This is a genomic window from Nostoc sp. JL23, assembly GCF_017115065.1.
Classification (GTDB): Bacteria; Cyanobacteriota; Cyanobacteriia; order Cyanobacteriales; family Nostocaceae; genus Nostoc; species Nostoc punctiforme_A.
This window is the reverse complement of sequence record NZ_JABXKN010000037.1, coordinates 72930-85065: the sequence shown is the minus strand read 5'-3', so window position 1 is coordinate 85065 and position 12136 is coordinate 72930. Positions and strand designations below refer to the sequence as shown.

The window sequence follows — 12136 nt, the reverse complement described above, 5'->3', positions numbered from 1 at the left end:
TTGTACAGATAGAGTTGGTTTTGCATATTGGTATTTGTTTAGTGGTTTCTGTAGTTATATATAACAAATAATTGCCAAGAAGTTAAAAGCTTTGTTAGACGCATAGCACGAAGAAAAGCCTAAAGATTTGTGTAACTTGAATTCGTTCCCAGGCTTAAGACTGGAAATGTATTTCGAGAGGGCTGCTGCCTCTGGTAAAACCACTGGAGGCGGAGCCTTCCAGGATCGGGGCTGTATTTTAACTTAGTGCATTCCCTTGTTAGATAGTGCGTAGGCGTAGCCCGTCGTAGACATCGCTGCACCCCTAGCGTTACCATTTGGCTATTGTGGCATCATCACAACTGTTGCGATTGTATCAACTGATTTTCCCATGCATACGCGGCACGATCAAACCTTGGCAAGCATTGGTAATTTTCTATTTTTTAGATGTGCTTCTGTTAGGTGCAGCTAATAGGAGCAACTTTGTTAATATTTAACTGTGCTTGATTATGGCAATACCAATCTTGACAGTTTAAAGCCGAGTATATTTTCTCACAGTTGGAGTATGTTTGGCTTTGCACCTAAATTATTCTTCAATATTAGACTTCTTGCATAAATCATAAATAAGAACCCCACTCCTAAGCGCTTGCTCTTAGAAGTAGGGTGTTCAGCGCTTTTGCAAGAGGTGTATTAGATCAGAGGATGATATCGCTTGCTATTAGTGGTGGTGCTCCTGTCAGTCCAATCTCCAACTCAGCCGACAGATCCCCATCAATGTTAGCTTGAAGAATACCTCCTGAATAACGAACCTGACGAGCTGCTGAGAATGCGCCAGCACCGATGAAAATAAAGGCTTGGTTGCCCGCTACACTGGAGTTAGCATCAATGCTAGATAGATCGATTTGATCGCCTGTAAAGATACCGTTTGCAACGAAGTCAGCGATAACATCTCGTGACAAACCAGTAGGACTATCTGAAACTGAATTGAAATCGAAAATATCGTTGCCAGCACCGCCAATGAGAGAATCAGTGCCAGCACCGCCAGTGAGGATATCGCTGCCAGCACCGCCATTTAGGGTATCGTTGCCAGCACCGCCAGTAAGGAGATCGCTGCCAGCATTACCGTTAAGGATATCACTGCCAGCACCGCCAGTAAGGGTATCGCTGCCAGCATTACCGTTAAGGATATCGCTGCCAGCACCCCCATTTAGACTATCGTCGCCGGCATTGCCGTTAAGGATATCGCTACCAGCACCTCCATTTAAGATATCGTCGCCGGCATTGCCGTTAAGGATATCGCTGCCAGCACCCCCATTTAGGGCAGGGCGAAAGATTAGTGGGAAACCGTTGATGGTATTGTTGTCATTAAAAATGGTACCGTTGATAATTGCCATTAGTAAGTTTCTCCTGACTTAGAGGGTAAAAAATAACCTCGTCACTTTCCCATCAGAAAACAGTGTTGCTGATTAAGAGTATGAATTTGGTTTCCCCCAAAGGTGTAAAGGAAACAGTTTCAAAGATTGAATTTTTAAATTTCACACTGTCATTCAGCAACGCCGAGAAAACAAGGCAAAGAAATAACGAGTGGGAAGAGAGAACTGAACCACAACTGATTGGAACAGGTCTTTGCTGTTAAGTTTGAAGATTTGACAAGCACCAGATGTATTGATGATGCTGGCATCAAAATTATGCCAAGAGTAATGTGATGTCCTTAATCTTTACTGGTTGCAGTAGTAGGATGGTATGAAACAAGCTGATTTCCTCCTACAGAAGCGCATAGTTTTTAGAACGTTTCGATTTTAGCCACAATCACAAGACTATACTATTACTTTCAAGCCTAGTTTTTCCTATCTATAAGAAAGAGTAATTAGCCCTTTTTTATTCCTCTCGCTAAAGCAAAATCTGAAACCTTTGTTCAGATAGGGTTAGTTTTGGTTTTTGAGATTTATTTGGTGATTTATTTGGTGATTTATCTAGTTATGTATAAGGGAGTAATTACCAATAACTTAAAAGCCTTGTTAACCAGTGCGAGCGCGACATCCCTTGCGTTACAATATGCCTTCTCAAATTCTCTGATATCTTTGGAATTAAGTGGCATTATCGCAATATTGCGATTGTATTATCTGATTTTCTGATGTAGACGCGGCGCAATTTAATAACTATAAACTATCAGAAAGGCAAGCTAAACTTATCTTTATTTGCGACTATTCAATTATTAAAATTCTGCATTTTGCCTTATTTTCAAGGCAGATAATATTAAATTAAAGGATAATGTCGCTTTCCACTAGTTGTGGCGCTCTTGTAAGCCGAATTTCAAACTCAGCCGACAGATCCCCATCAGTACTACCTTGGAAAATACCTCCTGAATAACGGATTTGACCGATTGCAGAGAATGCACGGCTCCCGATGAAAGTGAAAGCTTGGCTGCCCTCTGTAGTGGAGTTGGCATCGATATCGATTTGATCCCCTGCAAGGACACCATTTCCAACAAAATCAGCGATCGCATCCTGTAACAAACTAGGTTGACTCTCTGAAACAAAGTTGAAATCGAAAACATCGTTACCCGATCCTCCAGTGAGAACATCAGTGCCACCAACACGAGTGAGGATAAGTAGATAAACAAAATTAATTACACAATGTCATTGCGAATGCATCGTACCCCTACGGGGAAGCAAGCTACGCGGTAGCGTCTCCAAGAGTAGTGTGGCTTGCTTGCGCCCCTACCGCGTGGTCTATTTACCTGAAAATAGCTGTAATATCACGGTACTTTTTTTATAAATCAAAAAAGTGGCATTCATTTATAAAGACTGAATGCCACTTTATATTTCTCAAAATTTCTGATGACAGAGATATTTTACCCTGGTAGAGTTATCCCAGTCACAGCGATCGCACCTGCGATCGCACTGGCGCAAAGGGAAGTAATCGCTGTGCCAAATATCCACCACGCAGCATTTGCAACGGTTTTCTTGGTTTCTTCGGCTTGCTTTTTAGCTTGCTCTTGAATCGCTTTCAGGCGTTTTTGAGTTTCTTTCTGAATGCGTTCGGCTCGTTGCAATACGCCATCCCGCGCCGCTTCGATTTGGTTAATAATGCGGTTAGCGTCCGCCTCGGAAATATCTTCACGAGAACTCAATACAGCTACTAAGGTGTCACGATCGAATTCACTGAGGCGATCGCGCAATGCTTCAAATCCGGCTTGGGGATCGTCAAACACTTTTGCAAAGTCTTGCTTAATCCCTTCATAGTTGAGTTCGGAACGATTCAGGGAGTTGAGATAGTTGCGAACCTTGGCAAAAACTCCATCTAGCACTGATTGCACTCTCTGCTGAATCTGCTGGAATTGTTCGACAATGGAGCTACGAACAGAATCAATTTGATCCACAATTCGGTTAGCTTCTTCTTCTGAGATATCCTCACGTTGAGATAGTAGCGCCACAATTGTCGAACGGTCAAATTTCGAGGCGCGATCGCTTAAATTGCCAATTCCAGCGCGGGGAGAAGACAGCAGCAATTGTAAATCGCGTTTGATTCCTTCGGGGTTGAGTTCTTCTTTATTGGTATTACGCAGATATTCTTCGAGATTTGCTTCAAAATCTAAAGCCTGTTGAGTGGTGCGCTTCGCTAAACGTCGTGGCGCTCTCAGGATATCACCAATGGCATCTTGAGCGCGATCAATGATTTGATTAACTTGCTCTTGGCTCAAGTCGCCGCGTTGACTCACGAGTTTAACTAAAGTTTCTCGATCAACATTAGATAAGCGATCGCGCAGTGCTAAGGCTCCAGCTTGAGGATCGTCGAGTAATTTTTCCAAATCGGCTCTGATACCTTCTGGATTAAGTTCTTCCAAGTTGGTATTGCGGAGATATTCAGCGATCGCTTTTGTAGTTTTCTCGTACTGTTCTTTCGCTTGCTGCGGTACTTGTAAAATATTATCTCGGACTGCTTCAAGTTGATCGAGAGTTTCGTTTACCTGTTCTTCGCTCAAATCTTGACGCTGACTAAGCAATTGTACCAAGGTATCGCGGTCAAATTGCGATAGGCGCGATTGTAAAAGGCTAATTCCGGCTTGCGGATCGTCTAGTAAAACTCTAAACTCACGTTTGATCGCTTCGGGATTGAGTTCGTCTTTGTTAGTATTCCGCAGATATTCTTCAACTCTTTGGCGCAGTTCATCGGCTTTCGCTTTTGCTTGCTCTTGCAATTCCCTAGCACGATTCAAGAGATTGTCGCGGTTGCGTTCGAGTTGACTAACAATATTATTAGCTTCCTCTTCGCTGATATCTTGACGCTGTTGCAGCAATTGTACAAAAGTATCGCGGTCAAATTGCCCGAAGCGGTTACTTAAATCTTCAAAACCAGCTTGTGGATCGTCCAGCAACTTGCCAAAGTCTCGTTCAATACCTTCAGGATTGAGTTCCTCTTTACCCGTCGAACGCAGATAATCTTCAATGCGGCTGCGGAAATCTTGCCCTTTTTCGCGAGTTTGAGCCTGTTTGACAGTTTCTAAAACTTCCAGGCGATCGCTTTCCATTTGTTCGGAAATTTCTTTTACCCTAGCTTCGCTAATATCACCGCGCTGCTTCAACAAGTTGCTGAAATATTCTTGATTAATTTCTTCCAACTCTCGTCTGACAGTTGTCGGATCTGCATTTATGTCATAGATGACTTCTTTAAATTCATCTACTAGGGTAATTCGGTTAAAGTGCCAAGGAAACGAATGCAATATGTAATCTTCTACATCTGCCTTAATTGCATTTTCCAGTGATATGGGTAATTTTGCAGATACTTGCTCAGTTGCCTGTTCTCTAAACTTTTGAAATTGTTCTGTGACTTGATCGACATCGACATCTTGAACTTTTTCTTTCAGTTTTTGCAACTGAGTTGTAATTTTGTTCACATCGATATTAGAAAGGTTTACCCGTTCCAGAACTGCTGGCGCAGCTGCACTTAAGCCATACCTAATAGCTTGTTTGATTACACCACTGCCATTACCGCCTCCGATTGTAACCAGTTCTTGAAGCCGTTCACCTAATTTCTCAGAATTAAGTTCTTCAGGAGTGGCGGACTTGAGTAAATTAATTACTTGTTCTGTGGGATTTTTGCGATTTAAAGCTTGTTGCCATGCACCTTCAAATTGATCAGTAATGTTATTGATATCTTCTTTAGATAAATCGCCGCTGCTGCTGATTAAATCAACAAATGTTTGGCGATTAACGTTTTGCAATAGGTCGCTATTAGCAACGGATTGCAAATCTGTATCTTTAAGAAGCTGGTCAAATTGACTCCGAATTTCTTTGATATCCAGCTTTGGCAATTGCAGAGAACCTAAAGAACTTTGGAGCGTATTTCTAATCCCTTCCGAATCAAAACCTGAAGTTAATTCCCGCCGGACTGCGGCTGTAATATCTTCAGCAGTAGAAACTAACTGTCTTTTCGCAGTATTCGCGCCGATGCCAGCAGTTGCCGTGCCCATCAGAGTTTGAAAACCAGAAGTAACAGTATTAGATATAGAACCAATTAAAGAACCTACTGCGGATGAACCCAACCAAATTACTAGTGAAAAATAGGTAGACCAAATGACTACACCAATAATTGCTCCTAAAAATGCGCTTTCGATTAGGCTAAGTTTTACTGCTAAAAAACAAGCAATAAATAATGCAATGCTAACGGTTATTAACGCCCAAGCACCAACCTTAGCTTGACCTTTACGAATTGTCTTACCTAAACCTTCAGACTCGTCATCAGAATCTAAGTCAATTTCCCAAGATGAAATTCCGACAGCAACTGAAAGGTTTGTCAATAACAATTGAAACGCAAAGACCATCAAAACCCCAGCTAGCAGTGCTACCAACAATTTAGGCCCAGAAAAAACAACTGATGCTTCTTCTGGAGTTAGTACTTCCTGAGCTAAAGTTATCGGCGCTAACCCAAAAGGTAGCCGATTCCATCCCAAAATAGTTAAAACATCTTGAAACATAAGATTTTCTCGCTTTTACTCAATTCAATACCCATTTATAAAAAAATGGCTTATTTCTCAGCTTAATTATCATCTATATAAGCTGTCACTTTCTTGGGTAATAGGTTGATTTGCCAAAAGTCGTATTTAAAAAAATTAATATTTTTCTTATTTTTTCTAAATATAAAAATATATGTTTTATGATTTAGTGAAATTTTCTCAATAAAAGTTTATTCAAAAAAAAGAAATTTCATAAAATTGTATCTACTGATATAGCAGGTTAACAAAGGGTAAGTTACAGTATCAAGCGGTAGAAAACAATATTTTTCGCTATCAACTATTGTTGAGATAATTCAAAAATAGAATAATTAATATATAAATTTTATAAAAATAAAATATCTTTTTTGTTGAGATTTTGTTACTAACTTTAGATAAAACCACCTATGTCTAATGATAGAGGTAAAAATTCTTCCAAGCGATTGATGAAAATAAAACAGAAAAATGTATTAATAAAGGTCATTACGAGCTATGAATTAGTGAATAATTAATTTTTGCTGAGGAGAAAAAATAATGGTAGTAGGTCTACATAAACGTGCTGTAGGTGTATTTTCTCATCGTCGAGATGTTGAACATGCCCTACATGAATTAAAAAAAGTTGGCTTTGACATGAACAGAGTTTCTGTCATTACCCAAGATGGAGACAAAGAGGATATTGCTGGTGCGGATGTGAGCGATCGCGTCGGCGATCAGTCTGACGAAGGTGCTAAAGTCGGAGCAGCTACAGGCGGTGCTTTGGGCGGATTGGCTGGTTTATTAGTCGGTCTTGGCACTTTAGCAATTCCTGGAATCGGACCCATTATGTTGGCTGGAGCCGCAGCAACTACCCTAGCTACAACTCTTGCTGGCGCCGGTATTGGTGCAGTAGCTGGTAGTTTGCTTGGTGCATTAATTGGTTTAGGAATTCCTGAAGAACGAGCTAAAGTTTACGACGAACGTGTTAAACGAGGACACTATTTAGTCATTCTCGATGGTACAGAGGCAGAAATACTTAGAGCAGAAGCAATTTTAAATCATCAGGGTGTGGAAGAGTTTGGCATTTACGACCACCCAGATGCGACAAATGCAACCACTGGTTATGTGACTCCAACTTCTACTGCTGGTCATAGTGGTGTTGCAAAACGTGCGATCGGGGTATTTTCTCATCGTCGAGATGCTGAAGTAGCAATTACAGAATTGCGAGATGCAGGTTTTTCCTTGAATCAAGTCTCCATCATTGCCAAAGATACGAACGGTCAGGGGATCGGTGGTGTAGATGTAGACAAAAATGTTGGTAGTGGTAATAAAGCAGATGATGGCGCAAAAACTGGAGCAGCTACAGGTGGTCTTTTAGGCGGCTTGACTGGCTTATTAGTTGGACTTGGGAGTTTAGCAATTCCAGGAATTGGGCCCGTGATTGCAGGTGGCGCAGTTGCAACAGCTTTGGCGACAACATTAGCTGGTGGTGCGATCGGTGCAGCAGCGGGGAGTATTGTTGGCGCACTCGTTGGCTTGGGAATTCCTGAAGACAAGGCGCGAGTATATAGCGATCGCTTCCAAAGAGGTGACTACTTAGTAATTCTCGATGGTACGGAAGCTGAAATCCACCAAGCTGAAGCTATTCTCAAACGTCGAGGTATTGAAGAATTTGCAATCTATGATGCAACTGAAATTAGTGAATATCGCCCAGGTTCCGACCGAGTAACGCATAATGACGCAGCTGTAGTCGATCCCATTCGCCCCAATTACTCAACAGAACCTCATAGAAACGATCCTGCTGTAGTTATTGTTGATCGTCGTGATGAAGTACTTTAACCTAAAGTAGTTTTCACTCGCACAAAATTGCAGGAGCAATAATTTGAAAACTTTGCTCCTGACTAAAAAAACTTGCTCCTCACTTTTGCCGTAAATATCAATAGATTTCACTTTCTGATTCAGAATTAAACCAATGAAAAAGCTAACCCCCTTCGTAATTAGTTGCCTTTTAGTGTTTGGTGTTGCTGCTTGTGATAACGCTTCTAAAACAAGTGAATCTGCACCCAATAATCCTAATGAGGCTCCCCAAACACCAACTGCAAAAACAACAGAAGCTTCTCAAAAAGACGCGCAAAGTGAAGTTCGTAGAAGACAACTAAATGAAGATATTCGCGCCCGCGAACAGCGCAACAATACCACTGGTGGCGATACAAAAAGAGCTAAAGCTGACTTAGAAAGTGAAGTTCGCTCCAAATTAGAGGCTAATATCCCCAAGAGTCAACTAACAGTTAATGCCGCAGACGGTGGTGTTGTTACTGTGGCTGGAACTGTCACCAATCAGCAGGAGTTGGCTAAAATTGAAAAATTAGCTAAGGAAATTAAAGGTGTCAATAGTGTAGTTGTAAAAGCAACTGTTGCCAAAGTAACTAACTAAGGCAATTAATAAATCCAAGTGAGCAGGTAAGCATAAAGAGATTTAAATGCTTCTGCTAAATCTCAGTGGTCAGTAACAAGTTTAACTGACCACTAATAATTGACAACTGACGACCTTAATAACTATATTTGTTGATGCTCAGTTCAGTTATACAAAGTCTTGTAGTTACCAAACATAAAAACTATGGAAACCGAACAACAGCAACGTGAATCTATCAATGCTTCCTTATCACAAGGTACGCTAGCACTTGAAGGTACTGATACCGCCAACTTACCAAAGTTACCGCCAGCACCTGAACCTGAATCTCAATGGCAGCAAATTAGCAGACAAATTTCTCAATTTTTAGAGCAACTCCCCCAATACTTAAGTGGCTTTTTTCAGGACTACAAGCAGCCTCTAATAACTGTTGCTTTAATTTTGGCGGCCATTGTTACAGTTAGAGTAGTACTGACGGTACTAGCTGCAATCAATGATATTCCATTACTATCACCACTTTTTGAGTTAGTTGGAATTAGTTACACCAGTTGGTTTGTTTTCCGTTATTTACTGAAGGCTTCAACTCGGCAAGAATTAGCCGATGAAATTCAATCACTGAAAAGCCAATTCGTGGGCGAGTAAATTTACTAAGCATTAAATTAAGATTTACACGGGCAAATAGAATGACTCTGTTGGCGAATTCATGTAAACCACAATTTACGGAGTGAGGCGCTACGACATCTCAATGCTTTGAAAGTAGCGATCGCAATTCGCCAACAGTCTCATAGAATTCACAGCTACACACACTCACGTCCGCCTCTACAGACTGGGTAAAGCCTTGTATCGTTGCGGTTTCTAGTTGCCCTTTTAATTTTAAGTTGACTTCAACCAAAACCCTTGTTCTACCAATAAATGTAAATCAACAGTATTTAACCGGATTCCATTTTAGTCTTTTGGATACATCAAAAGATAGAGAATATAACATTATTTTAATTTTAAGTCACTTCTCAAGATAGTAGCTCAGAGATAAAAAACAGCCTAATCTAGTTTTTGAAGTTATTTAATAGATTCTTTAACGAGGACATAAATTATGGCTAATGAAGCAGTTAAGAGAGATACAGATTCATCCGATCGCGCGGAAGTCGATACTTATGATCGCGGCATTATCCCTGCTGAAACCGCCGCTAGAATGGAAAGAGAAGGAGATCGTTACAAAACCCGCCCCACAGAAGAACGGGAAGCAGATGCACCTACTGACGATCAAACCGATCCAGAAAGCATACGCACCACTGATGGCTATACCGTAGACAAAGAAGGTTTGTTAAACAACTATGCAGTTGAACCAGAAATGTACTACGAAGAACCAGGTGATGCACGCCAGCAAGCGGCAGAAGATACGGAAGAACGTATTGAAGAACTTGGAGAAATTAATCAGGATGAGGAAGGCAAGTTGACAGATAAGGGTGACAGCCGCGGTAGAGGCCCAGGAGTAATTTAATTAACAACTATCCTTTTTCCGGGTGCAATTACACGTAAAAAGGCTAAATAGGTAGTTTTTAGAGACGCAATTATTGCGTCTCTAATTTTTTATATTGTGTCCGGTTAAAGACTCACCATTAAGACCACAGAGGGGCAGGTTTTTTGGGCTTTCTGCATAGGATTTGGGAATTAGAACTCAATACGCTTGGGTTAAGCAAAGCTCAACTTAGCAAAGCCCTGGAAGTGTTGGTTTACCCTTGGGGAAGCAAGCTACACAGTTTAAGGTTTTTGGCGCTAACCTAAGCGTGTTGAATTATAACTAATTAGCTGGACATCATATCACATATAACGTCTCTACATTTATTGTGAGTCGAAACAATGGCATTGTGAGTCGAAACAATGGCATTGTGAGTCGAAACAATCGCATTGTCAGCCGAAACAATGGCATTGTCAGTTAAAACAATCGCATTGCGAGTCGAAACAATGGCATTGTCAGTCAAAACAATCGTATTGTCACTTAAAACAATCGCATTGTCAGTCAAAACAATCGCATTGTTAGCCGAAACACTCCTGTGTACACCGTAAGCAAACTCTAAAGGCTAGACAAAGCGTAGCTTTGTCTCTTTGGGGTTCTACGGGTTTAATACAGCAGTATTACTAGATAATCAGTGGTTCAAGTTCACGATTATGCCATTGCCGCTGATGCCATTCGGCAACCAAAGGACGAACAATAAACTTAGGCTGTCCATCGCCTTTAACGTCAATACGCAAACCTGAATAAGGTCGTCGCTTCTGAAAACCTTGACCGTTGCGACCAATGAATAGATGCGATCGCGCTACTAACCTATTCTCCTCCATCAAATCTGCTCCCTCAATCCGCTGGCGTCGCAAACTAAACCCGCTACCGCCACAAACAATCCAGTGGATATGAGAATCAGCGTGTCCCGTATCCATTGTTTCCAGGTGTTCCAAGCAGTGGGCGTGACCGTTTAATACCAAATCGACCAAAGGACGACCCTGATTTAAGGAACGGATTTCTTTAGCTACCGCATCCAACACGCCACGCAAGCGATCGCGAACGATTAGAGTTTGTGCTTGTTGCCACTTCGTCGCCTCAGTTACATAAGGAGGATGATGGAAATAAATTATTCTTCCCCGAACTTCAGGATTATTCCAAGATTCAATTAATCTTTGCTTGAGCCAATCCAGTTGTTCAATGTCAGTCAGCGTTGTTTTATTAGTGGCTAGTTGCTTATCGATATCAACAATAATTTCTTCAATTTGTGACAGCTTGGCATGGAAGTCGTCTAATTGATCGGCTTCATTCGGATTTTCTGGGCGAAGTTTGGCTGAAGTTTCAATAATTTCCTGCTTTTCTTGCTCGAAATCTTCACGGCGTTTTTCTAAGAGTTTGCGATCGGCATCACCTTTTTTTGTTTTCGGTAGCGGTGGTGGATCGTTAAATGTATTAGAATCCAAAGCAAAGAAATCAATACCGCCATAACGAAAAGTGTAATAGCGATTGGGAAGGCGGGTAAATTGCCCAGGTTGATATGAAAGACAACGACCTGTATCTGTCTTGGCTGTGTAGTGCCGATCTAAGTGACTGGCTAACTCTCCTGGAAGCTGAAACGCCTGAAGATAGTCGAGAAATGCCTTTGCGTAAGCGTCACCGCATCCTGAGCCATGTAAGCCCACATCTAGGTCTAACCGCGATCGCAACAGGTGACGAATGGGTAATGTTGTTAGAGATGCCAAGCTCAATAAAATTGGCAAGTTATAGTAATCATGATTTCCCGGCACAGGTAAAATGGGCAGCTTAAAAACCATCTGGTCATAAGCAATCCGTTTGCGATGCTCTGCGCCCAAGAGAAACTCTCGGTAAGGCTGGATGAAATTTTGCTGGTAATATTCACTCGATCCCACTAAATAGATCACATCCCCCGTATGCAGCATAAAACGGGATTCGTTGTGATGGGGCAGCATAAGTTCCGCTACTTGTCGCTGAGGATTGTGTCCTCTGTGTCTACCGGAACCACTATCACCTATGACTAAAAATGAGAACTCAGAATTGTCTGTTTGACCATCTTCCAACACCAGCCGGGTTTGGTCGATATCCCGTTCCACAATTAACGGATCTTGCCACCGCACCCGCTGATTCATTTTCCGAATTTTCTTAGCGATCGCTGGATCAGATACAAGTTTCAATGCAACCTACTCCTGAGTTTTCAATTGAAGGGGAGCAGGGGGGCAGAGGAGCAAAAATTATTCCTAATCCCCAATGCCCCATGCCCAATGCC

9 protein-coding genes are annotated in these 12136 nt (G+C 41.6%); 5 read left to right on the top strand and 4 right to left on the bottom strand.

Translation table 11 applies throughout. From position 1 onward, the window contains the following. Nucleotides 1-674 precede the first annotated feature (674 nt). The 3 genes from HWQ42_RS07895 to HWQ42_RS07885 form a co-directional block, all read right to left on the bottom strand. A complete protein-coding gene (locus HWQ42_RS07895; protein ID WP_292810776.1) occupies nt 675-1373 on the bottom strand; it encodes a calcium-binding protein in 699 nt (232 codons plus the stop codon). A gap of 867 nt (nt 1374-2240) precedes the next feature. Continuing rightward, the gene (locus HWQ42_RS07890) at nt 2241-2495 is read right to left on the bottom strand and encodes a hypothetical protein (RefSeq protein WP_292810774.1); all 255 of its coding nucleotides are present in this window, start codon (nt 2493-2495) and stop codon (nt 2241-2243) included. Between the two features lie 338 nt (nt 2496-2833). Next, the gene (locus HWQ42_RS07885; RefSeq protein ID WP_292810772.1) at nt 2834-5956 is read right to left on the bottom strand and encodes an MFS transporter; all 3123 of its coding nucleotides are present in this window, start codon (nt 5954-5956) and stop codon (nt 2834-2836) included. A gap of 549 nt (nt 5957-6505) precedes the next feature. Here HWQ42_RS07885 and HWQ42_RS07880 point away from each other — a divergent pair. The 5 genes from HWQ42_RS07880 (at nt 6506) to HWQ42_RS07860 (ending at nt 10421) form a co-directional block, all read left to right on the top strand. Next, nucleotides 6506-7786, top strand: a complete 1281-nt coding sequence (locus HWQ42_RS07880) for a histidine kinase (protein ID WP_292810770.1) — start codon at nt 6506-6508, stop codon at nt 7784-7786. Nucleotides 7787-7919: 133 nt separating this feature from the next. Then, nucleotides 7920-8381, top strand: coding sequence for a BON domain-containing protein (locus tag HWQ42_RS07875; RefSeq protein WP_292741746.1), 462 nt, complete (start codon nt 7920-7922; stop codon nt 8379-8381). A gap of 183 nt (nt 8382-8564) precedes the next feature. Next, nucleotides 8565-8999, top strand: coding sequence for a CAAD domain-containing protein (locus HWQ42_RS07870; RefSeq protein ID WP_292810767.1), 435 nt, complete (start codon nt 8565-8567; stop codon nt 8997-8999). Between the two features lie 448 nt (nt 9000-9447). Further along, nucleotides 9448-9855, top strand: coding sequence for a hypothetical protein (locus tag HWQ42_RS07865; protein ID WP_292741750.1), 408 nt, complete (start codon nt 9448-9450; stop codon nt 9853-9855). A 407-nt stretch (nt 9856-10262) separates the two neighbouring features. Further along, entirely contained in the window at nt 10263-10421 is a 159-nt protein-coding gene (locus HWQ42_RS07860; RefSeq protein ID WP_292810765.1) for a hypothetical protein, read from the top strand. A 72-nt stretch (nt 10422-10493) separates the two neighbouring features. Here HWQ42_RS07860 and HWQ42_RS07855 read toward each other — a convergent pair whose 3' ends face one another. Further along, on the bottom strand, nt 10494-12044 hold the full coding sequence (locus HWQ42_RS07855) for a metallophosphoesterase (RefSeq protein WP_292810763.1): 1551 nt from the start codon (nt 12042-12044) through the stop codon (nt 10494-10496). Nucleotides 12045-12136: the final 92 nt, after the last annotated feature.

Coding starts and splice junctions, on each gene's coding strand:
- HWQ42_RS07870 (WP_292810767.1), top strand. CDS start 8,565: ATGGAAACCGAACAACAGCAACGTGAATCTATCAATGCTTCCTTATCA.
- HWQ42_RS07895 (WP_292810776.1), bottom strand. CDS start 1,373: ATGGCAATTATCAACGGTACCATTTTTAATGACAACAATACCATCAAC.
- HWQ42_RS07885 (WP_292810772.1), bottom strand. CDS start 5,956: ATGTTTCAAGATGTTTTAACTATTTTGGGATGGAATCGGCTACCTTTT.
- HWQ42_RS07880 (WP_292810770.1), top strand. CDS start 6,506: ATGGTAGTAGGTCTACATAAACGTGCTGTAGGTGTATTTTCTCATCGT.
- HWQ42_RS07875 (WP_292741746.1), top strand. CDS start 7,920: ATGAAAAAGCTAACCCCCTTCGTAATTAGTTGCCTTTTAGTGTTTGGT.
- HWQ42_RS07865 (WP_292741750.1), top strand. CDS start 9,448: ATGGCTAATGAAGCAGTTAAGAGAGATACAGATTCATCCGATCGCGCG.